The organism is Klebsiella michiganensis (assembly GCF_015139575.1).
Lineage (GTDB): Bacteria > Pseudomonadota > Gammaproteobacteria > Enterobacterales > Enterobacteriaceae > Klebsiella > Klebsiella michiganensis.
Window position 1 is genome coordinate 5,060,931 of sequence record NZ_AP022547.1, and the last position, 24,943, is coordinate 5,085,873.

Below are 24,943 nucleotides of genomic sequence, written 5' to 3' on the forward strand. Positions count from 1 at the left end.
GATAGATAATCGGAGGGTGGATATTTATTCGGGGATGTAAACCGTTCCTGAAAGGATTTTCCGCGCGGTACGTATAACCGATGCCCGAATATCCTCCGGGCGCTCAGCAGTATGACTTAAATCGACGTCGATCCCCCCGCTGGGATGTTCGACTGTAATAACGCCATCGCCCGATAGCTTCGTCAGTTCATTCGCAATGGTGCCTGGAATAACGCATGCGCTTGCCAGACCGATAGCGCCGGTAATCGCCAGCGATTTATGACAGTTATGCGGCATAAAATAACGTACATTTATCGTTCCGCCGCTTAGCCCCGGAGAAATCAGAACCGGTTTAGGGATAACCATATTGCTCACATCCCCAAACCCCATCGCCTTCCCGGCCTGACGGCGAATAGATTCCAGCGATTTGAGTAAGGCTGTATCCCGATCTAATTCGCTGGCAGATTCATATCCGGTTTTTCCCAGACTCTGGGCCGGGATCACCACCATAGGCATCGCCATATCAATACAGGTCACTCGTACATTATCAAAGACTTCCATACGATTGCCCGTTGGGAAAAGCTGGCCGGATTTTGCGCCCGCGGCATTCAGAAAAGTCAGCGCAACCGGCGCGGCATGGCCTGGAACGCCATCGATTTGCGTATTGCCTTCATAAATAACCTTTCCATCTGGTGTTTGAACGTCAGCGTCAACAAAGGTATTGGTGTTCACATTTCTTATACGCACTCGCGTAACCGGCGACAGCGCCTTAACCAACCCATGTTCAATGGCAAAGCCGCCAACCGCACACAGCATATTGCCGCAGTTTGGCGTCGTATCCACCCGCCGTTCATTGACGATGACCTGAACAAACAGATAATCGATATCCGCTTTGTCGCTAAGGGATTGGCTAATAATGGCCACTTTACTGGTTTGCGGGCTCCCTCCGCCAATACCGTCAATCTCCAGCTCGTGACCGGATCCCATTATGGTTAACAAGCACTCATCACGTTTCTGAATATCCTTGGGTAAATCATCTGCTAATAGAAAGGCACCTTTTGATGTCCCTCCACGCATTAATACACAGGGAATGCTCTTCATAGCATGTTCCTTATCCGCCAGAAATAAATAGAAGAATTGAATAAAACGCCGCGTGAATTTAATTGGTTTTATGTTCTTTAAGGTTTTTATTTACTTAATTAACGGCCAGATAAATCACGCCAGGTATTTTACCAATGCATTCTACTTGCAAGAATTTCGCTGGTTGATAAAATTTTGCCATAAGAGTTATTCCTGCTAAGTATTAATAAAAAAGCATGCCTGCTTAATAATGACTTGTCGTCTACTTAGAACAACGCTTATTAAATCCTACGGAGCAATAATGAAAAATGAACTATCCGGTATGAAAGCTTTCGTCACGGTGGCAGAGCTTGGCTCATTTAGCAAAGCCGCCGAGCAGCTCAGCCTCTCGCAGCCGGCACTCACCAAAAAGATAAAAAAAATAGAGAGTCATCTGAATATTGCGCTGTTCGAACGAACCACGCGAAAACTTGCGCTTACCCAGGCCGGGAAAATACTGCTCCCCAAGGCCAAAGCGTTGATTTCCAGTCTTGATGCGGCAATATTTAACCTCAACGATTCAACGTCTCAATTACATGATACCGTTACGCTATCTTGCATTCCGACCGCCGTATTTTACTTTTTACCGCGCGCTATCGTGCAATTTAATAAAAACTACCCCAACATCAAAGTACGAATTTATGAACAAGGTATAGAAACGTGCATGAACTCGGTACGAAAAGGCGAAGTTGATTTTGGAATAAACATGAACTTCATCACATATCCAGACATCGATTTTATCCCCCTGGTGAATGAACCTTTTGTTCTGGCCTGTCGGCAAGACCACCCTCTGGCGTGTAGAAAATTAGTCGAATGGCGGGAACTGGTGAGCCAGACCTTAATCGGCGTCAGGAAATCAAGCGGCAACCGACAGTTAATAGAGAAATGCCTGGCGGATAAGCCCTGGCGACTGGATTGGTTTTATGAAGTCAGGCATTTGTCGACCTCGCTCGGCCTTGTCGAAGCCGGACTGGGCGTCTCGGCGCTTCCCTGTCTGGCAATGCCCCATAGCGGCAATAGCACCGTCGTGAGCGTTCCGCTCGTGGAGCCGGTTATCCGGCGGACGCTTGGTATGATCCGCGTAAAGAACAGACCTCTCTCCGCGGCGGCAGAACGATTAGCTTCGCTCTTACTGCTTATGTGGACGGATGAAGCGGGCGCGCTATGGCGCAACGTCGTTGATGCCACTCACAATACCTGAGCGCCGCGCCGGCCGCTTCGTCCCCCGGTTAAGGCGCCAGGGCAATCACCTCGGCCGCCCAGCGCTGAAATCCTTCGACGTCCAGCCCCAGCGCCACCCGTGCATTTGCCGGCTGGCCCAGCCTGCCCTCGATATCAACCACCGTGGTGCCTGAGGTCCATGTGCCCTGGGTTTCTACCGCCACAAAGCACGGTTCAAGGGTAAAGAGCTGCGGGCGAACCAACCACGCAATCGCGCACAGGTCGTGCATACGCAGCCCGCTGCTCATGCTGCCGCTACGGTAGTGGCTAAACAGCGCGTGCAGCATTTTCCCGGTCTGATTCAACGTTGGCAGAGTGGCGAGGTAATCCGGCGCCAGCATCGCCTGATTGGTGACGTCCAGCCCGCACATGACGATATCCAGCCCGCTGTTGAACACTTTAGCCGCCGCTTCCGGGTCGATGGCGATGTTAAATTCCGCATTCGGCGTAAAGTTGCCGCGCCCGGCGGAGCCGCCCATGATAACCAGGCGACGGATGTTAAAGCGGCATTCCGGGTACTGGGTCAGCAGAAGCGCAATGTTGGTTAACGGGCCGATCGCCACCAGCGTCATCGGCTCCGGGGCGTGCATCAGCGCATCGCGGATCGCCTGAAATGCCGGTTTCGCCAGCGGCTGGCGGTGATGTTCAACGAAATCGTAGCCTTCCATACCGGACTCGCCGTGCACCGAGGCGGCGTCGCGCAGAGGGCGAACCAGCGGCATCGACGCGCCCTGGGCCAGGGGAACATCGGCGTTCCAGAAATGCAGAAGCTGAAGGGCGTTGCGGGTCGTTTTCTCCACCGACACGTTGCCCGCCACCGTGGTCATCAGCTGCAGATCAAGCTCGGGGGCGAACAGCGCGGCGGCAATCGCCGCGGCGTCATCAATGCCGGGATCGGTATCCAGAATGATAGGTAAGCGCATCGTTTCTCCATAAAAAATGCCAGACGTTAAGTCTGGCATCTTCTCATACTGCGGCGAAAAAGAACTTACTCTACTTCACGGACATCTACGCGCAGCTCTTTCGGCACCTCGAAAACGATGTTCTCTTCGCGGCCTTCCAGCGGCACCGCTTCGCCGCCGCCCAGCTCCTGCAAACGCGAAATCACGTTCTGTACCAGGATATCCGGCGCCGATGCGCCCGCGGTCACGCCGACGCAATCCGCTTCTTTGACCCAGGCTTCCTGGATATCGGTCGCGTCGTCAATCAGATAGGCCGCTTTCCCCATCCGCTGCGCCAGCTCGGCCAGGCGGTTAGAGTTAGAGGAGTTCTTCGACCCCACCACCAGCACCACGTCGGCCTGCCCGGCCAGCGCGCGGACGGCTTCCTGGCGGTTAGTCGTGGCGTAGCAGATATCATCTTTACGCGGCCCGACGATTTTCGGGAAACGCTCGCGCAGAGCGTCAATCACGTCGGAGGTATCGTCGACGGAGAGCGTCGTCTGGGTCATAAACGACAGCTTAGCGTCGTTTTTCACGTCCAGCGTCCAGACATCGTCCGGCGATTCCACCAGGTACATCCCCCCCTGCGGGTTGCTGTACTGCCCCATGGTGCCTTCAACTTCCGGGTGACCGGCGTGGCCAATCAGAATGGACTCTTCGCCGCGGCGGCTGGCGCGAGCGACTTCCATATGCACTTTGGTCACCAGCGGGCAGGTGGCGTCAAAAACCGTCAAATCGCGGCTTTTCGCCTCGTTGCGAACGGCCTGAGAGACGCCGTGGGCGGAGAAAATCAGGATGGCGCCGTCCGGCACTTCGCTAATCTGCTCGATAAAAATAGCGCCGCGTTGACGCAGGCTGTCGACAACATAGCGGTTGTGCACGACTTCATGACGCACGTAGATCGGCGCGCCGTATAGCGTCAGCGCGTTTTCAACAATGCTGATAGCGCGGTCAACGCCTGCGCAGAAGCCGCGCGGGTTAGCCAACAGAATCTGCATCTTACCCCTCCAGCGCCGGATCGATCTCCAGCACTTCAACATCAAAATGAACGGTACGCCCGGCCAGCGGATGATTGAAATCAACGGTGATCGAATCGCCGTTCACTTCGCGGATCACGCCGGGCATTTCGCTGCCATCCATTGCGGTAAAAAGCATAATCGCGCCGACTTCCGGCTCGCCCGCGTCGATAAACTCCCGGCGCGAGAAATATTGAATCAGGTCCGGGCTCGGTACGCCAAACGCGGCGTCCGGCTCCAGCGAAAAGGTGGTTTTATCCCCTTCTTTCAGCCCCAGCAGATGCTGTTCCAGACCTTCAGAAAGCGAGGTATCGCCCAGGCGAAAGAGCGCGGGTTTACCGTTATTGCGGGTTGACTCTGCGGTGGAGCCATCGTCGAGCTTTAAGGTGAAGTGCACCAGCACCGCACTGTTGCTCTGTACTGATTTAGACATGCAGGTTGCTCACTTGTTTTGCCCGGCGGCGGCGCCGCCGGGCGAGTTTTGTTACGCCTGTTTCTTCGCAGCCGCGTTCGGTAAGAAGCCTTCCAGCACAATCAGCGCCGCGCCGATGCAGATAGCGGTATCGGCGAGGTTGAAGGTGGCGAAGTGCCAGTTCCCAACGTAGAAATCGATCATATCGACGACAAAACCATGCCACAGCCTGTCGAATAAATTCCCCAGCGCGCCGCCAATAATCAGGGCGTAGGCAATATTATTCAGCTTTTGCGTCGCCTTAGAACGATACATCAGCACCGCAAGGATCACGCAGATACCGATAGCGATACCGGCGAAGAACCAGCGCTGCCAGCCGCCGCTGTCGGCGAGGAAGCTAAAAGCCGCGCCATAGTTGCGCGCATAGTGCAGATTAAGCGATGGGAACAGCGATACCGTATCCCCCAGAGCGAAGTTCTGGAGGATCAGGAATTTACTGCCTAAATCGATAATCAGCACGGCTACGACGACCCACAGCCAGCGTAGCCCCGTTGAACAAATCGGTTTACTCATCAGGCAAACTTACGTTTTTCGCCGTCACCGGCGATGTTGCTGACACAGCGTCCGCAGATATCCGCGTGTTCCGCCACCTTGCCGATATCCGTGGTGTAATGCCAGCAGCGCGGGCACTTGTCACCTTCGGCTTTACTCAGCACGACTTTCAGACCTTTGAGCAGTTCACTCTGCCAGGCGTCGGCCGGAGCCTGCGCATAATCGGCAACGTTCGCCCCTGAGGTCAACAGGACAAATCGCAATTCATCGCCCAGCGCGTTCAGCTTCGCCGCGAGATCGGCATCGGCGTACAGCGTTACCGCCGCTTCCAGAGAGCCGCCCACCTGCTTGTCCGTACGAGCCTGTTCGATAACCTTGTTGACTTCGCCACGCACCTTCAGCAGCGCGTCCCAGAAGCCGTCGTTCATCGCTTCGTCAGCGTCCAGGCCAAACAGGCCGGTATACCATTCGCCGGTAAAGACGTATTTCTCGCGGTCGCCCGGCAGGTAACCCCAGATTTCGTCAGCGGTGAAGGACATGATCGGCGCCATCCAGCGCACCAGCGCCTCGGCAATATGGTACAGCGCGGTCTGGCAGCTACGACGCGCGATGCTGTCAGCCTTGGTGGTGTACTGGCGATCTTTAATGATATCGAGCCAGAACGAGCCCATTTCGATGGAGCAGAAGCGCATCAGGCGCTGCACCACTTCGTGGAAGTCATAGGATTCGTAGGCTTTGACGATATCGTCCTGCGCCGCTTGCGCGCAGCCTACTGCCCAGCGGTCCAGCACGACCATCTCTTCCGGTTTCACCATATCTTTTGCCGGATCGAAACCGTTGAGGTTCGCCAGCAGGAAGCGCGCGGTGTTACGGATACGACGATAGCTGTCAGCGGCGCGTTTGAGGATCTCGTCAGAGACCGCCATTTCGCCGGTGTAATCGGTGGAAGCCACCCACAGGCGCAGAATATCCGCGCCCAGCTTGTTCATCACGTCCTGCGGAGAAACGGTGTTGCCGATAGACTTGGACATCTTGCGGCCCTGGCCATCAACGGTAAAGCCGTGGGTCAGTACCTGGCGATAAGGCGCTTTGCCCTTCATCGCGGTAGAGATCATCAGGGATGACATAAACCAGCCGCGGTGCTGGTCGGAGCCTTCCAGATACATATCGGCGGCGTGACCGGCGAATTCAGGACGCACGTCAACGACGGAAGAGTGGGTCGAGCCGGAGTCAAACCAGACGTCCAGCGTATCCGGCACCTTCTCGTAGCTATCCGCGTCGGCGCCGAGGATGTCGCGGGAATCGAGATCCCACCACGCCTGGATGCCGTCGACTTCTACGCGTTTCGCCACTTCTTCCATCAGTTCCAGCGTGCGCGGATGCAGCTCCTGCGTCTCTTTATGCACGAACAGCGACATCGGTACGCCCCAGGTGCGCTGACGGGAGATACACCAGTCAGGGCGGTTGGCGACCATCGATTCGATACGCGCCTGGCCCCAGTCTGGGATCCACTGCACGCCTTTGATTTCGGAAAGCGACTGTTTGCGCAGACCTTTTTGATCCATGCTCACGAACCACTGCGGCGTGGCGCGGAAGATGATCGGCGTTTTGTGACGCCAGCAGCACGGGTAGCTGTGCTGCATTTTTTCAACGTGCAGCAGCGCGCCTTTTTCTGACAGCAGCGCAACGACAACATCGTTGGCTTTAAAGACGTTTACGCCGTCCAGCGTTGGATAGGTTCCCGGCAGATAGGCGCCGTCCGGGCCAACCGGGTTCGCCACTTCCAGGCCATATTTTTGACCGATGACATAGTCATCCGGACCGTGGCCTGGCGCGGTATGCACCGCACCGGTACCCGCGTCCAGCGTGACGTGATCGCCCAGGATCGCCGGGACGTCAAAATCGAGGAACGGGTGCTTAAAGCGCATCAGCTCCAGCTCGGCGCCGTTCACCACCGCCAGGATGGTGTAATCAGCAATGCCGGCGCGCTTCATCACGCTGTCGACCAGGTCTTTTGCCAGGATCAGCGCCTGACCGTCAACCTGCACCAGCGCATAGTCAAACTCCGGGGAGAGCGAGATGGCGCGGTTCGCCGGCAGGGTCCACGGGGTGGTAGTCCAGATAACCAGAGAAACCGGGCCGTTGACGTCGGCCACGCCAAATTTCGCCAGCACCGCCGCTTTATCGGCCGCGTGGAACGCCACGTCGATGGACGGAGAGGTTTTGTCGTAATACTCAACTTCCGCTTCCGCCAGCGCGGAGCGGCAGTCTACGCACCAGTGCACCGGCTTAGCGCCTTTGTGCAGATGGCCGTTGCCGATGATTTTACCCAGCGCGCGGATGATGTTGGCTTCGGTTTTGAAGTCCATGGTCAGGTACGGGTGCGACCAGTCGCCCAGCACGCCCAGACGGATAAAGTCTTTACGCTGTCCGTCAACCTGGGTGGCGGCGTATTCGCGGCACTTAGCGCGGAACTCGGCGGCGGTGAATTTCTCACCCGGCTTGCCGTACTCCTGCTCCACTTTCAGCTCGATCGGCAGACCGTGGCAGTCCCAGCCCGGTACGTACGGAGAGTCATAGCCCGCCAGCCCTTTGGACTTAACGATAATGTCTTTCAGAATCTTGTTAACCGAGTGACCAATATGAATGCTGCCATTCGCATAAGGAGGGCCATCATGCAGAATGAAGGTTTTTTTGCCTTTTTTGGCTGCACGAATGATGCCGTACAGGTCATCATCGGTCCAACGCGCCAGCATTCCCGGTTCACGCTTGGCGAGGTCGCCGCGCATCGGGAACCCTGTTTCCGGCAAATTCAGGGTCGATTTATAGTCACTCATCAGATTCTCGGTTCCGTATTTCGGTTTGATAAACACCGTCAGGGTTATGCCTGGCCGGTTAGCCCAAAGAAGTCGCGGGCCGTTAACTCATCACGTGCGATTTGCGTTTTCAGCTCATCAAGCGACGCAAATCGCTGCTCGTTACGTATTTTTTTACGCAGTATTACATCTATATGGCGACCGTAGAGGTCCATTACAACATCCAGGAGATGAACTTCCAGCTGCTGACGCACGCCGGAGACCGTTGGACGAGTACCAATGTTGGCGACGCCCATAAAAGGTTTGTCGCCAAGCCCTGTCACTTCTACCGCATAGACCCCTTTTACCGGGGAAACCTGACGGCGCAGCGGTAAATTCGCCGTCGGGAAGCCTATTGTGCGCCCAAGTTCATCGCCGTGCACGACGCGACCGGAGATAGTAAACGGATGCCCCAGCAGCGTCTCCGCGAGGGGCAGATCGTCGTCCGCCAGCGCCTGACGTACCGCTGTGCTGCTGATGCGCACGCCGCCTTCACAGAAGGTTTGAGTGCTGGTGACGTCAAAGCCGAACTCCACGCCGGCTTTTTGCAGTAACAAGAAATCCCCCTGGCGACCGGCGCCAAAGCGGAAATCATCGCCAACGGCGAGAAACTGGACGCCCAGCTGGCGCACCAGCAGTTCGCTGATAAAGTCCTGGGCGGTCAATGCCGCAAAGCGCCGATCGAAGCGCACGCACAGTACGTAATCGACGCCGCTTTCGGCCAGATAATTCAGCTTCTCACGCAGGCGCGTTAAACGCGCGGGCGCTTTATCGGCGGCAAAAAGCTCAAGCGGCTGTGGTTCAAAAATCATCACCACCACCGGTAAGCCACGCTGGCGACCTTCTGCGCGCAAACGCTGCAATAATGCCTGGTGCCCGCGATGCACGCCGTCAAAATTTCCAATGGTCAGCACACACCCGTGCGGGGCCTGACTGAGATTATGTATGCCGCGTATCAGCTTCATGTCTGGCTCAAAACAGTGAAAATCGTCCGAGTATACCTTGTACAACTGGCGACGTTAACCAGCGATTGCACCTCTTCACCGAAAGATCCCGGGAATTCATTCACTCAGCGCGAGATTGCGGGAAAATCTCTCCGGGGTCGTCGATTTTTATGGTCGAAAGGCTGTATTCGCCTGCAACAAGCTGGTAGAATCTTGCGCCATCACTACGTAATAAAGCGTTGTTGGTTTAAACGACGCTTATTTGCACAAATCCATTGACAAAAGAAGGCTAAACGGGCATTCTCCTCGGCCTTTGAATTGTCCATATAGAACACATTTGGGAGTTGGACCTTGGCTAATATCAAATCAGCTAAGAAGCGCGCCGTTCAGTCTGAAAAGGCCCGCAAGCACAACGCTAGCCGTCGCTCTATGATGCGTACTTTCATCAAGAAAGTATACGCAGCTATTGAAGCTGGCGACAAAGCTACTGCACTGAAAGCATTTAACGAAATGCAACCAATCGTGGACCGTCAGGCTGCTAAAGGTCTGATCCACAAAAACAAAGCTGCGCGTCATAAAGCAAACCTGACCGCTCAGATCAACAAACTGGCTTAATCGCCTGCTTGTTGTCGCTTTGTAAAAAAACCCGCGAAAGCGGGTTTTTTTATGCCTGTCGTTTATCACGTAATACGTCACGACTCGCGTTCTGGTTATCGCAGCCAGCTCATGCTTTCGCATGAACTGGTGCGGCATTTTCCCGCGCGGCAAGAAACCGTTCTGGCCTATGCCTGAGGCGGCGTAAAGAGCGCCGAATAGTCGCGATGACAAATACGCTGCACCGCCGGATGCTGGATCATTCGTTCGGCAAAGATGGCGTGATACTCCTCCATGACGTTGTCCATGCGTCCGATCTCGACTATCGACTCATCGCTATAGAAATCATGCGCATAGAGCGTCGGTGCGACAAATATCGCATTGTGCGCCGCGCCGAAGGCCTTCATCAACGCCGCATCATCAAACTCGCCCAGAATTTCCACCTGCAAACCCTGCGAGTTAAACCAGTTCAGCAGCTTGCGCCCTAACATGGAACGGCGGCCGGGAATCAGCAGTCGACGTTCTTCCAGACAGCCGGGGAACGGTTTTTCCGGCGGCGGATTCATGCACCAGAAGCTCACGCTGCACTCGCCGATTTTCACCGAAAACAGCCCTTCCTGCTGGGTGGAATCGATGGGGCAGTCGGAGATAATCATATCGAGTTTATGCTGGCTTAGCTGCTCCAGCAGCATTTCGTGGGTCGACTCGAAGCAGCGTAAATGGATCTGTTCATTCTCGACGACCGCGGCATCCAGTACGCCGCTCACCAACCTTTTCGACAGCGCGTCCGCAACGCCAACATCAAACAGCAGATTCGACTCTTTACGGTAGTTAACGATGTCGAGCATCTCCTGGCTCAGCGTAAACATGCGATCCGCATAGCGGAACACCAGTTCACCTAATTCGCTAGGCTCCAGCCCCCTTCCTTTGCGCTTGAACAATTTCCCCTGCAGGCGTTCTTCTAGCGCCTTTATTTGCCCGGTAATGGTCTGCGGCGTCAGGAACAGCGCTTCCGCCGCGCCAACAACGGAGCCCTCTTTGTAGACATGCCAGAAGTAGTACAGGTGGTTGTAGTTGATATGCGACATGCTTCTCTCCCTGATAATGTCCAGGAGAGCCGTAGCGGCTCTCCGTGAGATGTTAAGCCGCGTAGCCCGAATCCGTTACGCGCTTACGCAATATTATGTATCCCGTGACGGCCGATAATATCGATCCAATCAGGATGCCAAGCTTGGCCCAGTTGATCAATCCGGGGTCGACGCTACCGAAGGCCAGGGTGGCAATAAAAATCGACATTGTGAAGCCAATCCCACACAGGATGCCGACAGCCATAATTTGCTTACAGGTAGTTCCTTCGGGTAACGAAGCCCATTTCAGCTTCAGCGCCAGCCAGCAGAAGACGCTAATACCCAACGGCTTGCCGATAAACAGCCCGGCAATAATACCCAACGGCAGCAGTGAGGTCAGCCCTTCGACCGTGACGCCCTGCAAAGAAACGCCCGCGTTAGCGAAGGCGAACAGGGGCAGGATCAGGAATGCCACCCACGGATGCAGCACGTGCTCAAGCTGCTTCGCCGGCGATTTGCCGTTCTGCTCTTTTAGCGGGATCATAAAGCCGACAATGACCCCAGCCAGCGTTGCGTGAACCCCCGACTTAAGAACCGCGGTCCAGAGTATGGCGCCCACCAGAATATAGATCCCGGTACGCCGTACGCCGCACAGATTTAACCCCGCCAGCACAGCAATGGCTCCGGCAGCAACAACCAGTGACACGACGGAAAGATCGTGCGTATAGAACAGCGCAATAATAATAATGGCGCCCAGATCGTCGATAATGGCCAGCGCCATCAGGAAAATCTTCAGCGCGGCGGGCACCCGATTCCCCAGCAGCGCCAGTACGCCCAGCGCGAAGGCAATATCGGTGGCGGCCGGAATTGCCCACCCTTCTCTGGCAATCGAATCCTGGCCGTTAAACGCCAGGTAGACCAGCGCCGGCACCACCATGCCGCCCAACGCCGCGACCACCGGAAACACCGCCTGGCGACGGCTGGCCAATGCCCCCTGATTCATTTCACGCTTCACTTCCAGACCGATAAGCAGGAAAAATACCGCCATCAGCGCGTCGTTAATCCACAACAGCATGTTCTTGTTGATCTCTAACGCACCTACGCGCAGCTGGACGGGCGTTTCCAGAAAAGAGCGATACAGGCCGCTGGTCATGCCGGTATTGGCTAATAACATGGCCATGATGGCGGCCAGGATTAAGATAATGCCCCCGGAAGCATCGCTCTGAAAAAAACGCTGCAGATGTTTCACTTTTACCTCACCTTATCCGCAAACAACTCGATAAAAGTATAATACATATGCGAAAACCTCGAAAAAATCAGTTTTAAATTGCCATTAAGCTCGATTTTTACGAATTAACCCTCATTAAGAGATTGGCCGTCCGATCGTCAGTGGGGGGCGCTGCGTTGTCCGGCCAGGAAGTCAGAGGTACGCCAGCTCCATCCTCAACGGACCATAAGGAAAGAATCCGTATCGCCATCTTCAAGGTTATGCGTATTAGCTTAGCGTGAATGGGATGAAGCATGAGCGATTGCCGCGATCGTCGACGCTTTTTATGCCCCATAAGATATTTAAAAACTATACCAATGGGAAATCTCTCTTTACGTCATTAGCATGATTGACAGGATAATCAATATATGTATATCTCGACGATTGCTGTACCAAGAAAGTTTAAAAGGTGACTACTAATCTAATAAACACCTTTGCCCTGAAAAGTATTAAAAAGCCGTGGGTAATTTTTTCATATCTATTAAACGGCCGCCATCAATAGTTATATAGCCGCCTTTTTTCAGTTCAGAAAGAAGCTTCATGGTACGGCTACGGGATATTCCTGTTCGGCGTTGAATGAAGTTAAGCACATTAATACTTTGTCGATATTCGCTGGCATAAGCCCAAAGCTCGATTAATAACGATCTCACCTTTAGATAAGAATCCACACCGACCAGTTCACGATCGCGTACGCTCATGACCATCAGACGATAGGCAAGTATTCGTGCGACATCGTGCCACAGATCGCACTCATCAACAGTCTTGATAAAGTCGGGCAGAGACACTGCGCGCCCGCTGCACTTCGTTTCCGCTATCAGAAAGTGTTCTGGCCGGGTCGGAACATTGTAAGTCACCCCATAACTATCGACTAATCCGATAATGGCGGGAGCAAAAGAGGAATTAACATGAAGTCCGCTGCCACAGCGGCAAAACGAAAATATACCGGACTCCAGCAGCACAATTTTATTTTCCCCGTCTGAATTCAGTAAAAACTCATCTCCGGGAGCCAAATTAAAAGGTTTACCGAAGGGCCATAGCGAGGCGAAGAGTGCATCAAGCGCTGCATGCGGTTTAGCCTGTTGGGAAAAAAGATAGGAATGCAGGGTATTCCCATTATCATTTTCAGCAACGTCTAATTTCATTTTTCATTATTACCATAATCATAGATTACCCAAAGATATACTTAACGGAGGTTATCTTCAATTCATTATAAACATCCTCCCGGAAGTATATTTTTAGCCGCAAGCACGAAAACGCAATACTTAGCACAAAGCGCAAATTCTTAATATAAACTTCAACAACCACAAATAAATCGCAAAACAAAAAATTAACATAACAATAAAATAACTGCTGAAACTATCTCTCACGAAATAAAAATACACTAAAAAATAGTGATTCAGAAATTAAATATTCTGAATCACTATGAACAGCGATGCATTTTTCAGGCGCTATGGCGGGGTAAATGCGACATTAACTGAAATAGGCCGGTGCGGTATAATACTCAACCATTTTATCTGCAAGCCAACCGCCATCTTCACCATTAGAGTGAATGGTGGTTATGCTTACCGTCGAGCCGCCGCCCCACAGTACTGAGAAAACATGGTAGTCGGGTAGATTCAATGCCTGCATTTGCCCCCAGTCGTAACCCTTATCCTGGCGTAAAAAGTCACCGACGGTCGCCGCGCCGTAAGTTGCGCTATTCACCGTCGTATTGAGCAGATCTGACGCGATGGTATCGAGATCGCAGCCAATACGCGCATCGCCCATGAAGAAGCTTCCGCCCGATGCGTAATGCGCGGCGGCAATTTTACTGTTGCCTTCATCCACGGTTGGCATATGGCCGCCCGGAATTTGCCACAGCATTGCCGGTTTACGCAGCGCTTTAGCCGCGTGTTTTACCATCCCCAGATAATTAAACCAGCAGGTCGCGTTCCAGGCATAGTGCGCTAATGCATCAGGGCTAAAGCAATCGCGCTCAAATTTATCAAAGGCGATAAAGTCTGGCGCATACTCACCGCTATAGACACCCAGCTCATTGATAAAGTTGGCGATAGCGGTCCCCTGCGCGGCCGGATCGGCGTTCGGCCTGAGTACCCAATCTGCCGTTCCTGTCGCCCATACGTTTGTCTGCCAGCCGAATGCCACATCCGGCGCGAACTGCCGCACAAGGTAGTTGATCGCCTGGACATAACCGTAGAGATCGTTAGAGAAAGTCGGCAACACCGGCGCGCTGAATCCCGGAAGCGCAGGCAAAGCGTTAATCGCGGCCGCCAGTTGGACATTAACCTGCATGCTATTCGCTTGACGCACCGCAGCGTAGCCATACGGCTCCTGCTGCATCGCGCCAAGAAAATCGGGGTTCAGCACAAAGGTGGCGGGAACCGGATGCTCGTCATCCTTCCAGGATTGCGCCGCGAGACACTGGGTGATGAAGTTGCCAAAATGGTTACGCAACCGCTGAGCGTCCTGGAGATCGGCGAGCGCGCTGCCGCCGCTGGCATTGGCGGTATACACCACCATGACCGGCATTACGCAACGGCCCGCCTCTTTTTCAATCTCACGTACCAGAGGAACGGTTTTATGAATCGGGAGCGAATCATAATCAAGAAAGCCGTCGCCGTTTTTATCCACTTCCGCAGCCGGGACGGGGTCACCGCCGCCATCAAAACCATCGTATTTAAACAGGGCGCTGAAGGGGACGTCGCGGTATAGCGATACGGTGTCCGCCGCATTCACCGTCACGCCACCGTGGGCGAGATAGTTTGGCCAGCCTTTAACCTGCAAGGGAACGCCCTGAACAAATTCCAGGGTGATATGGTTGACGCTTTGCAACAGCCGCAGCGGCGCGTCCGGTTCACAGCGCCACGGCGTCCCGGAGAGATAAACCTCTGGCGCCTCAACGCTGTACTGGCCAGGAGCCATAGGCATCGCCAGCGTTTGCAGATGGGGAGTGCTCTCCAGCATCAGAGTATATTGATATTGCCCATAGCAGAACCGATAGCGCTGGGGTGAAACGCCCTCAGGCAAGCCCAGAATAGTGGCCTGAACCTCAACAAAATCATGGCTATCAACCTCCGTCTGCCGGAAACCGACGAGCACCTCTTTCGCCACCCCTTGTTCAGGGGTAAAAATAGTCGGCTGGGCGGGAGTCGTCACCATCTGGTTATTGATAACCGCAGGTTGCAAACCCATCTGATAGCGGTGCCCCGCGGTAAGCCGGGTCACCAGCTGCATTTGATTGACGGGCATTGTCAGGGTTCTTTCGCAGACGCCAGATTCCGTCCACAGCTCAACCACCATTTCCGCGCCGATGAACTCAGGGGCATCGACCGTCAGGCGTACCGAAGCCAACGGTACTGGCGATTGATACGCAACCCGGCAGGTCTGGGCGTCATGGCCGGAAACAAGCTTAAGCGGATACGTCGATTCAACAGGCGCGATCCGCATATCATCATTGCACAGCTCCAGCACGGTGATAGCGTAATCGCCGGCGCTAAGATCGCCGATGACTAAAGCCTGTCCCCACTCGCCGGCAAAGCGTTGTGATGTTGCGTCTGGATAGCGCAGATCGATGGTCGGCTTGAGGGTTGTGCTTTCCGCCAACGGTGGAAACTGAATTTCAATCGTCCCCTGACGGCCAGGATCGTGCGCCAGGGTTGCGGTTAAGCCGCTCATCGTGACCGGAGTTTGGGTAGCGGAAAGAAAGAACTGCAGCTCGGCGCTGGCCCCGGCCGTCAGCCAGAACTCGCCATCATGATGAAGGGTAATCGTATTTTTCTCGATGGGCCAACCGCCGTCGCTGCCCAGCGTCACGGGCTTATTGCCGAGCAAAGAACCGCTGAATGGGCTGTAAGGATCGGGATGCCCGCTGGCGGTAAACTCCAGCTTAAGTTGATTAAGATCGATAGAGTGGGAATAGAGATTGGTCAGCGTCAGGGTGACGCGCTGATACCAGCTGGTCGTACTCAGCTGGCTTGCCGCAATAACTATCCCTTCCTCTTCCTCAACCGCATCATCACCCTGCTCTTGAGGTTCCGGAGCAACCTCATCCGTTTCCTCATCAGCAGGGATATTGTCTTCAGGTTCGGGCTTCAGGCTATCAGTATCATCATCGGCGGGAACTTCAGGTTCTGGCTCAACCTCATCTGCAGCGTCATCCGTTGTCTCGTCTTGTGCCGAAGAGGCCAGAGTTAATGTGAAGGTCGAGAGTTTTACCGGAACCTGAGTGGCGGCAAAACTGAAGAATAACGTACCGCTTTCGCCCGGCTGCAGTAACAGCTGCCGGCTGTTATTAATAATGATTTCATTGATGTCAACGGTCCCCTGTGATTTACCGCTTAACGTAAGAGGCATGTCCCCTTTGAGGGTACCGCCAAAATTTCCCCACGGATCCTGATGGCCGGACCCGGTAAAGCTAATGACCGCATGATTCATATCCACGGCACGGTTATTTTCATTGGTGATGGTTAACGTGATTTTCTGATACCAGCTATTCACATCGATCTGGCTGTTTTTAATCGAGACCGTCATTGACAACACTCCTCGTTCCCTGGTGGAAAAAGCCCCGGTTTTCCGGGGCTTGTATTGTTGAACTCAATCCTTTTCCTTTAATGAAAAGGATTAGTAAGCACCAAGGTCAGTCCATGCCTGGCCCGCAGCGCAGTTCAGGTCCGGCTGATCGCCCTGAGACCACCATTTCACCTGGTAGTTATGGCCTTTCCAGCTTACCGTTTCGAATGACCCCCAGTTCCCACCGTACACGGTTGCGGCATCCCACAGCGGATAAGGTGTAGTCGTGTCATCCCCCGAAGTCTCATCTTCTGCCGGCGTGGTATCTTCTTCCGGCTCTACGGGCACAACGCTATCTTCCTCTTCCGGCTCAGGTTGAATCTGAGACGCAGCCGGAACGGCGACCAGCACGAAACGCTGCTGGGTAGAAGGCTCGCCCCAGACATCCCGGACAAACAGGGTGAACTGGAAGTTGGTTTTAACGGAAACGTCCGGAACGACGAACTCGATCACGGGAACGGTTTTGTCAGCCACGGTGATTTCAGACGGAACACCCCAGCTGAAGGTGATATCGTCTTTATCTTCGTCAGAGGATCCTTCACCGGAAAGCTGTACGGTAGAGCCGCCGACGACGCGCAGTTCAACGGCGGCTTTCGGCGCGTGGTTCACGTCGGTAGTCGCATCTTCTTCATCCGGTTCATCCGCCGGGTCGACGTTGATGCCTTCGAAATAGAACGGCTCCATATCGATAACTTCAGACGCCATTTCATAGCCCAGACCTTCACGGGCGGCGTTAACCAGCACGCCGTTGTCCTGGTCGATTGTCCAGGTGAACAGCGCGCCCAGGCCGAGGCTGGCGGCGTATTCACCCTTGGCTTTCACCGTGCGCGGCGTATCCAGGGACATGAACAGTTTGCTGTCAGGGTTGTAGAGGTAGTCCGCGTCGGCAACCTTGTCGGTGTAGACGTTGAAGCCGTTACGGCCTTTCTGGTTTTCCAGATCCAGGTAGTTATAAATGATGTCGTACCATTCGGTGGTACCCGATTCGAAGGAGCCGACGGTGGTGCCGGTGCCCGGGTTATAGGTGCCTTTCAGCGGGGACAGGGATTCCAGCTCCGCGTTGCGCCCGTTACGGGTGTAGGCAGCGTAACCAATGTTGATGCGCTCTGCCGGGAAGCCTTCGGACAGCAGATGGCCGACAACGGTATCCACCCCCCAGCCGCCTTCTTCCAGCGCCTTCAGGTTGGTGTGGTGGGTCACGCTCTCCGCCCACGGGGTACCGAAGAAGTCATAGGTCATGACGTTGATACCGTACAGGCCCGCTTCCAGCAGCGCATTGACGTTAGAGTAGCCGAGCGTCTTGACCACCGCCGAGCTGGCAATGGAGATTTTGACGTTGCTCAGGCCTGCGGCGTCCAGCTGCTTACGCAGTTCGCCAATCAGCAGGGCGTAGTTCTCGCCGTCTTCCGGGCCGTACGGGTTGCCAGCGCCTTCGGCGTTCGGATATTCCCAGTCGATATCCACTTCGCTGAACATCGGGAACTGTTTGAACAGTTTTACCACGCCTTTGGCAAAGACCTTACGCGCGGCGTCAGACGCGGCGGTTTCATGGAAACCGTTACTCATGCTCCAGCCGCCGATGCTCATGGACAGCACCAGGTCGTGGCCCTGCTGCTTCGCTTTGGCCTGCAGATCGCGCAGGCCGCCGAGCAGGCCTTTAGTATTACTCTGGGTCACGGTCTTCGGATCGACATCCCAGCCGCTGACGGTATGGCCAACGTTAACGTAAGACTGGAAGTCGCCCCACGGGTCGAGAAAGGTGGGCTCGTACTTCACTTTTCCGCACTGATCGGCACCTTCGGCAACCACGTCGCGCCACAGGTTGTCTACTTTGTGGAAGCCGGTCACGCCGACGAAACCGACGATGATTTTGTCGTAGGCGGTAGGAGAAACGTTGGCCAGGTCGTAGCCGCGACCGCGGTTATCTTTTGAATCATCGCCCTGCAGACGACCATCATACTGTGACCAGTCGGTGTAGTAGCCGAAGACTTTGGGTTTGGTGGTGGAAGCTTTGTATTTGTTATAGACCGGTTTAGCGACGCGAGCGGAGGTATAGCTGTATGCGCTCACTTCTGTTGCCGGGTTAAAGCCGTCTGCGGCGTTGCTGGTTTCGGTCAGCGTATCGCCTTGAATCAATTTGCTGGTAGCCATTTTTAATTTCCTTTTAAGTTTGAAAAATTGTCGCAGTTCGTTCTGCAGGGCCAATAATCCAATCCTTACGAGGCGATGGCTAATCACAAAACATCACGTTTTCGAGACAGGCTTCACGCTAATTTATGAGGCCAAAATGATAGTAATAATCTCCGGCTCATCAGCAGGTAAACGCATCTCATCAAAACGGGATTAAAACATCAGCAGCATAGTAAATATCATTAATCATCTAGTTAAATATCATTTAACTTACATGAGATTATGTGATTAAGCTCTCACCATCAAATGACATTACAATAATACGGATGACAAGTAATAGATTAAGACAATTCTCGTACAATATATTTAACGCAAGCAAACAGGATCATATCTAAAGGACGACAATATGAAAACTTATCTCATCAACGACAATTGCGTTTATAATGAAGGAAAGTATGAACTGAGAACCGCTTCCAACTCAAAGGTCATTAAAATGACGGCAATGAGGGCGAAGTGTCTTAGCTTCATCATCGAAAATGCTGATATGGATATTATTGAGCGCCAAAAAATAACCACAGAGTTATGGGGAAGTCGTAGCCATTTTGTCAATGATGCAAATTTAACGCAAATACTCTACCTGATCAGACGAGATCTGAAGTCGCTTGGAATAAACGATCTCTTTATCACCATCCCAAGACAAGGCATTCAAGTTAATAAAGAGATCCCTATTAAAGCAATGGAAAGCAAGAAGAAAGAAAACAAACGACAGGTTTTCAGAAAGACGCTGGCAGCATTAACCACGGTCTTTTCTGTCACCCTCGGTACAGTGATGTATTTGCATATTCATTAATTCAAGGAGAGAAAAAATGAACCCAATCATTGATGGCATTTTGGCGATGGAAGGTGGTTACAGCCTGAACCCGAAAGATAAAGGTGGTGCAACCAACTGGGGAATCACTGAGGCGACAGCCCGGGCCCATGGTTATACCGGTGAGATGATCAACCTGACGCGAACTGAAGCATTTTCTATTCTCGAAGAAGATTATTGGATTAAACCTGGCTTCGAGCAGATATCAACACTCTCCTGGCCCATTTCCTTTGAACTCTGCGATGCCGCAGTCAATATTGGCCCCCACTATCCCTGCGTGTGGCTACAGCGCTGGCTAAATGCACTAAATCGGGAAGAAAGAAGCTACCAGGATATCAAAACCGATGGCAAGATTGGCCCCCGAACGCTCGCGGCCCTCAAGTATTTTCTGACCTTACGTGGTAAGCAGGGAGAGGAGGTATTAGTCAAAGCGCTCAACTGTAGCCAGGGCGCCTACTACCTGGATATCACTGAAAAAAATAGACAAAATGAAGAGTTCATTTTTGGCTGGATGAAAGCCAGAGTCAAATAACACGATTATTTAATTATAGCTAATAAAAGACTCAGGGATGAGCCTTTTATCATGATCGATATACATTAAAGATGTAGTTAATGTATTTTTGCGTCGTCCAGCGCTTTTTTAATTTTCTCGCCAAGAATTTTTAAAATCGGCCCTGCAAATACTCCGCCAAGACCGGCGGCGAGTAGCACCATATTAAAACTAAGCTCTTTTTCAATCGCTACAGCGCTGAGCAAAAAACTGGTAAAACAGGAAACCACCACTTGGGTCAAACAGTGCATGATTCCCTTATGGGAATGATCGTCACCCTCTTGCCTATCACGGCGGATAAGATAGCTAACAAATCCCCCCCAGGCGCCGGTAGCAATAATTGTGAACAATATTTCGACTTCCAGCAAAACGACTTCCGTGGTTTCGAGATGGTTGGGAATAGACATAGTACACTCCTTGATTAACTCATATAAAAAGGCACCACCAGAGTGTAGGTAGGTTGACTATTTTAAAATAATCAAAGAGTATCAAACCAAACCATATTTGATATAGTGTTTGAAAAGATACTCCTCAGCGACGAAATGATGACAGCGTGTGTAACCGGGAGACAACTTCGTTAATGATGGATATATTTTTACTATTTTTGTCCCATGATGCATAAATCTGTATAGATTTGAACGTGAGTTCAGGTGGCGGCTGAACAAACTTAATATCATATTTGCGCTGATTTTTATAAAAAAGTGCCAGCTTTAACGGCATTAATGCGATTAATGAGGTGCGTTCAATCATACTTAACATCCCATTAAGTGAATCGGTGCGATAGCCGATAATGCGCGATCCTTTATAATAAAGATTATCTTTAAAAAGGCCTTTATCATTTATAATCATCGGAGAATACCTACCCAGTTGATACATCGCGTGACGAGAAGAATAGAAATGATGTAATGAGATATGAGGTAAGGTACTCAGGATATGGTTGCTGGCGAAAATGCAAACAAAGCTCCTGAAGCTGTCGATAAGCTGATTATCAATTCCCGGGATATTCAACGGCTCGCTGCTAATCAGAAGATCGCATTCCGCAGTGAGTAGTAAATCAGCCAGCACCTCGCGGGAAAGATTTCGTGATGAATAATGATTTAGTAACACGTGCTCAAAGATATCGTCTGCATAAAGCTGAGAGAGGTAGTAAGTCTCAACGATATCTCCGCCTAAAATAGTCATCCTGGCGTCAGCGTTATCTTTTTTGTCGGAAATAAATGTGCTCTCTACCAATTCCATCACCTGACGGAAATTTTGATAGATTTCAATCGCCTTCGCGGTAGGTAACAAACCATCTTTACCACGAACAAACAACTCTTCCTGATAATACCCTTGTAAACGGCGGAGCGCCAATGACACGGCAGAAGGGGTAATTCCAAGTTTTTTGGCTGCTTTAGCAGCATTTCCAGCCGAAATAACAGCGTCAAGAGTCTTGATTAAATTATAATCAAAATCCTTATTGGCACCTTTCGATCCCATCCGCTGCAGGCCTCTAAAAATGAAAAAAGCAATATAGATAATACTCAAAATAAATCAATTGTTAGCCCTGATAAATAATAGGTTAATTTAAATAGTGTGGAAGCCGGATAGAAAAAAGCCCGGGCACGAAGGCCCGGGCTTGGAGAAAGTCAGGAAATGAATAGCAATTAGCGCGTCAAATCATCGAAAAACTTCTTCACACCATCGAAGAAACTTTTAGAGCGCGGACTGTTCTTCTCACCCGTTGGTCCACCAAAGCTCTCCTGAAGATCTTTCAGCAGCTGCTTTTGTTTATCGTTAAGACCAACCGGAGTTTCAACCACCACGCGGCACAGCAGATCGCCCTGCGCACCGCCGCGCACGGACTTCACGCCTTTACCGCGCATCCTGAACAGCTTACCTGTCTGCGTCTCGCCCGGCACTTTAAGATTTACACGACCGTCCAGCGTCGGAACCTCAATCTCTCCGCCGAGAGCGGCCATGGTGAAGTTAATCGGGACTTCGCAGTACAGATTATTTCCTTCACGCTCGAAAATGGCGTGCTGCTTAACCTGGACCTGTACATACAGATCGCCAGCAGGTGCGCCATGCTCGCCCGCTTCACCTTCACCTGCCAGACGAATACGGTCGCCGGTATCGACGCCCGCCGGGATTTTAACCGACAGCGTTTTGGTTTTCTCAACGCGACCATGACCGTGGCATTTATTGCACGGATCTTTAATCAGCGTACCGCGCCCCTGGCAATGCGGACAGGTCTGCTGAACGGCGAAGAAACCCTGGCGCATCTGGACCTGGCCCGCACCGTGACAGGTTGGGCAAGTCTGCGGCTGGCTACCCGCTTTGGCTCCGCTGCCGTGGCAAACGTCGCACTCTTCCAGAGTCGGGATACGGATCTCTTTGGTTACGCCGCGAACGGCTTCTTCGAGCGTCAGATCCATGTTATAGCGCAGGTCCGAGCCGCGCGCTGCGCGCTGGCGACCGCGTCCGCCGCCAAAGATATCACCGAAAACATCGCCAAAGATATCGCTGAAATCCGCGCCGCCACCAAAACCACCGCCGCCGCCGCCCATGCCGCCCTGCTCAAATGCGGCGTGACCGTACTGATCGTAGGCTGCACGCTTCTGGGCATCGGTCAGGATTTCATACGCTTCTTTGATTTCTTTGAATTTAGCTTCAGCCTCTTTATCACCCTGGTTACGGTCCGGGTGATACTTCATGGCCAGGCGCTTATACGCCTTTTTGATTTCACGCTCTTCCGCTGTTCTGGAAACGCCTAAAATCTCGTAATAGTCTTGCTTTGCCATTGGTGTTTTTCAGCCCCTTAACATGCGTGCACGGGCGGAGAGGAAACCTCTTCGCCCGTGCCAGTGTTTTACCCGTTCAAAGGGCGATTATTTTTTGTCTTTCACTTCTTCGAACTCAGCGTCAACAACATCGTCGTCCTTCGCGTTGCTCTCGGAAGCGTCAGCGCCGCCAGCCTGCTGCTGAGCGTGCTGCTGCTGAGCGATTTCCATCAGCTTCTGGGAAGCCTGGGCCAGCGCCTGCATTTTCGCTTCAATATCGGCTTTATCTTCACCTTTCAGCGAAGTTTCCAGCGCGGTCAGCGCAGACTCGATAGCGGTTTTATCGTCAGCCGGCAGTTTATCGCCTGCTTCTTCAACCTGCTTACGCGTGCTGTGCAGCAGGTGGTCACCCTGGTTACGGGTCTGTACCAGTTCTTCAAACTTACGGTCAGCTTCTGCGTTAGCTTCAGCATCGCGTACCATTTTCTGAATTTCTTCTTCGTTCAGACCAGAAGAGGCTTTGATAGTGATCTTCTGCTCTTTACCGCTGTTTTTGTCTTTCGCGGACACATGCAGGATACCGTCAGCATCGATGTCGAAAGTCACTTCGATCTGAGGCATACCGCGCGGTGCCGGGTTGATACCATCCAGGTTGAACTGACCCAGAGATTTGTTATCCGATGCGCGTTTACGCTCACCCTGAATAACATGGATGGTTACCGCAGACTGGTTGTCTTCAGCAGTTGAGAACACCTGGCTGTGCTTGGTCGGGATGGTGGTGTTCTTATTGATCAGCGCAGTCATCACGCCGCCCATGGTTTCGATACCCAGAGACAGCGGGGTAACGTCCAGCAGCAGAACGTCTTTCACTTCACCCGTCAGGACGCCGCCCTGAACAGCAGCGCCAATGGCAACGGCTTCGTCCGGGTTAACGTCTTTACGCGGCTCTTTACCGAAGAACTCAGCAACTTTCTTCTGAACCATTGGCATACGGGTCTGACCACCAACCAGGATAACGTCCTGGATATCGGATACGGACAGGCCAGCATCCTGCAGAGCAACTTTCAGCGGCTCGATGGAACGGTTAACCAGATCTTCTACCAGGCTTTCCAGTTTCGCACGGGTCACTTTGATGTTCATATGTTTCGGACCGGTGGCATCTGCGGTGATGTACGGCAGATTCACGTCGGTCTGCTGAGCGGAAGAGAGTTCAATCTTCGCTTTCTCAGCGGCTTCTTTCAGGCGCTGCATCGCCAGCGGGTCGTTACGCAGGTCAATGCCCTGATCTTTCTTAAACTCGTCAACGAGGTAGTTGATCAGACGGGTATCGAAGTCTTCACCGCCCAGGTGGGTATCACCGTTGGTCGCCAGAACTTCGAAGGTTTTTTCGCCATCAACTTCGTCGATTTCGATAATGGAGATATCGAAGGTACCACCACCGAGGTCGTACACCGCGATAGTGCGGTTGCCGACTTCTTTATCCAGACCGTAAGCCAGCGCAGCGGCAGTCGGTTCGTTGATGATACGTTTGACTTCCAGACCTGCAATACGGCCGGCGTCTTTGGTTGCCTGACGCTGAGCATCGTTAAAGTAAGCAGGTACGGTAATAACCGCTTCAGTTACCGGTTCACCCAGGTAATCTTCAGCCGTTTTCTTCATTTTCTTCAGCACTTCGGCAGAGATCTGCGGCGGTGCGGTTTTGGTGCCTTTCACATCAAGCCATGCGTCGCCATTGTCTGCGGCAACGATTTTGTACGGCATGATAGAAACGTCACGCTGGACTTCTTCGTCCTGGAAGCGGCGGCCAATCAGGCGTTTAATCGCAAACAGGGTATTTTGCGGGTTTGTCACTGCCTGACGTTTAGCCGGCTGACCAACCAGAGTTTCACCATCCTGGGTATAGGCAATGATAGAAGGCGTGGTGCGATCGCCTTCGGCGTTCTCCAGCACGCGTGCAGTAGTGCCATCCATAATCGCTACACAAGAGTTGGTAGTACCCAGGTCGATACCAATAATTTTACCCATCTAAACGTCTCCACTAAAAATTCAGTCAACATGTGGTTGTGAACCTGTAATAAGGGCGAAACGTGCGGTTTC

General features: G+C 52.7%; 20 protein-coding genes. 4 read left to right on the forward strand and 16 right to left on the reverse strand.

Annotation, left to right across the window (positions count from 1 at the left end; genetic code table 11):
- Positions 1 to 24: 24 nt before the first annotated feature.
- On the reverse strand, positions 25 to 1,080 hold the full coding sequence (locus JLG71_RS23670) for a 4-oxalomesaconate tautomerase (RefSeq protein WP_049084034.1): 1,056 nt from the start codon (positions 1,078 to 1,080) through the stop codon (positions 25 to 27).
- Between the two features lie 280 nt (positions 1,081 to 1,360).
- Here JLG71_RS23670 and JLG71_RS23675 point away from each other — a divergent pair, with 280 nt between their 5' ends.
- Complete coding sequence (locus tag JLG71_RS23675; RefSeq protein ID WP_014227868.1) at positions 1,361 to 2,299, forward strand: LysR family transcriptional regulator; 939 nt, start codon at positions 1,361 to 1,363, stop codon at positions 2,297 to 2,299.
- Positions 2,300 to 2,327: 28 nt separating this feature from the next.
- Here JLG71_RS23675 and rihC read toward each other — a convergent pair whose 3' ends face one another.
- The 6 genes from rihC to ribF all read right to left on the reverse strand — a co-directional run bounded on the left by rihC (position 2,328) and on the right by ribF (position 9,060).
- Complete coding sequence (gene rihC / locus JLG71_RS23680) at positions 2,328 to 3,242, reverse strand: ribonucleoside hydrolase RihC (protein ID WP_025108499.1); 915 nt, start codon at positions 3,240 to 3,242, stop codon at positions 2,328 to 2,330.
- A 65-nt stretch (positions 3,243 to 3,307) separates the two neighbouring features.
- A complete protein-coding gene (ispH, locus tag JLG71_RS23685; RefSeq protein ID WP_014227866.1) occupies positions 3,308 to 4,258 on the reverse strand; it encodes a 4-hydroxy-3-methylbut-2-enyl diphosphate reductase in 951 nt (316 codons plus the stop codon).
- Position 4,259: 1 nt separating this feature from the next.
- Complete coding sequence (fkpB, locus tag JLG71_RS23690) at positions 4,260 to 4,709, reverse strand: FKBP-type peptidyl-prolyl cis-trans isomerase (protein WP_004098486.1); 450 nt, start codon at positions 4,707 to 4,709, stop codon at positions 4,260 to 4,262.
- A 51-nt stretch (positions 4,710 to 4,760) separates the two neighbouring features.
- A complete protein-coding gene (lspA, locus tag JLG71_RS23695; RefSeq protein WP_004098485.1) occupies positions 4,761 to 5,261 on the reverse strand; it encodes a signal peptidase II in 501 nt (166 codons plus the stop codon).
- On the reverse strand, positions 5,261 to 8,077 hold the full coding sequence (ileS, locus tag JLG71_RS23700) for an isoleucine--tRNA ligase (RefSeq protein WP_014227864.1): 2,817 nt from the start codon (positions 8,075 to 8,077) through the stop codon (positions 5,261 to 5,263). Before ileS ends, lspA begins: the two co-directional genes overlap by 1 nt.
- 44 nt (positions 8,078 to 8,121) lie before the next feature.
- A complete protein-coding gene (gene ribF / locus JLG71_RS23705) occupies positions 8,122 to 9,060 on the reverse strand; it encodes a bifunctional riboflavin kinase/FAD synthetase (RefSeq protein WP_004098483.1) in 939 nt (312 codons plus the stop codon).
- 330 nt (positions 9,061 to 9,390) lie between these two features.
- On the opposite strand from ribF, the gene rpsT reads away from it, so the two are divergent.
- Complete coding sequence (rpsT, locus tag JLG71_RS23710) at positions 9,391 to 9,654, forward strand: 30S ribosomal protein S20 (RefSeq protein WP_003018940.1); 264 nt, start codon at positions 9,391 to 9,393, stop codon at positions 9,652 to 9,654.
- Positions 9,655 to 9,821: 167 nt separating this feature from the next.
- On the opposite strand, the gene nhaR is transcribed toward rpsT, so the two are convergent.
- The 5 genes from nhaR to JLG71_RS23735 form a co-directional block, all read right to left on the reverse strand.
- Positions 9,822 to 10,721 (reverse strand): transcriptional activator NhaR, encoded by a 900-nt coding sequence (gene nhaR / locus JLG71_RS23715; protein WP_014227863.1) that lies wholly within the window; start codon positions 10,719 to 10,721, stop codon positions 9,822 to 9,824.
- A gap of 52 nt (positions 10,722 to 10,773) precedes the next feature.
- On the reverse strand, positions 10,774 to 11,949 hold the full coding sequence (gene nhaA, locus JLG71_RS23720; protein ID WP_025108497.1) for a Na+/H+ antiporter NhaA: 1,176 nt from the start codon (positions 11,947 to 11,949) through the stop codon (positions 10,774 to 10,776).
- Between the two features lie 467 nt (positions 11,950 to 12,416).
- Positions 12,417 to 13,109, reverse strand: coding sequence for a winged helix-turn-helix transcriptional regulator (locus tag JLG71_RS23725; RefSeq protein ID WP_025108496.1), 693 nt, complete (start codon positions 13,107 to 13,109; stop codon positions 12,417 to 12,419).
- A 328-nt stretch (positions 13,110 to 13,437) separates the two neighbouring features.
- On the reverse strand, positions 13,438 to 16,497 hold the full coding sequence (locus tag JLG71_RS23730; RefSeq protein WP_200913852.1) for a chitinase: 3,060 nt from the start codon (positions 16,495 to 16,497) through the stop codon (positions 13,438 to 13,440).
- A gap of 90 nt (positions 16,498 to 16,587) precedes the next feature.
- Positions 16,588 to 18,687, reverse strand: coding sequence for a glycosyl hydrolase family 18 protein (locus JLG71_RS23735; protein ID WP_200913853.1), 2,100 nt, complete (start codon positions 18,685 to 18,687; stop codon positions 16,588 to 16,590).
- Between the two features lie 385 nt (positions 18,688 to 19,072).
- On the opposite strand from JLG71_RS23735, the gene JLG71_RS23740 reads away from it, so the two are divergent.
- Positions 19,073 to 19,516, forward strand: coding sequence for a winged helix-turn-helix domain-containing protein (locus JLG71_RS23740; RefSeq protein ID WP_014227858.1), 444 nt, complete (start codon positions 19,073 to 19,075; stop codon positions 19,514 to 19,516).
- Between the two features lie 16 nt (positions 19,517 to 19,532).
- Entirely contained in the window at positions 19,533 to 20,066 is a 534-nt protein-coding gene (locus JLG71_RS23745) for a glycoside hydrolase family 108 protein (RefSeq protein ID WP_032747870.1), read from the forward strand.
- Between the two features lie 77 nt (positions 20,067 to 20,143).
- On the opposite strand, the gene JLG71_RS23750 is transcribed toward JLG71_RS23745, so the two are convergent.
- From JLG71_RS23750 to dnaK, 4 genes are all read right to left on the reverse strand, one after another.
- Complete coding sequence (locus JLG71_RS23750; RefSeq protein WP_014227856.1) at positions 20,144 to 20,491, reverse strand: phage holin family protein; 348 nt, start codon at positions 20,489 to 20,491, stop codon at positions 20,144 to 20,146.
- A gap of 124 nt (positions 20,492 to 20,615) precedes the next feature.
- Positions 20,616 to 21,563 (reverse strand): LysR family transcriptional regulator, encoded by a 948-nt coding sequence (locus tag JLG71_RS23755; protein ID WP_025106854.1) that lies wholly within the window; start codon positions 21,561 to 21,563, stop codon positions 20,616 to 20,618.
- Between the two features lie 167 nt (positions 21,564 to 21,730).
- The gene (gene dnaJ, locus JLG71_RS23760) at positions 21,731 to 22,867 is read right to left on the reverse strand and encodes a molecular chaperone DnaJ (protein WP_014837364.1); all 1,137 of its coding nucleotides are present in this window, start codon (positions 22,865 to 22,867) and stop codon (positions 21,731 to 21,733) included.
- A gap of 87 nt (positions 22,868 to 22,954) precedes the next feature.
- Positions 22,955 to 24,871, reverse strand: coding sequence for a molecular chaperone DnaK (gene dnaK / locus JLG71_RS23765; RefSeq protein WP_004128758.1), 1,917 nt, complete (start codon positions 24,869 to 24,871; stop codon positions 22,955 to 22,957).
- Positions 24,872 to 24,943: the final 72 nt, after the last annotated feature.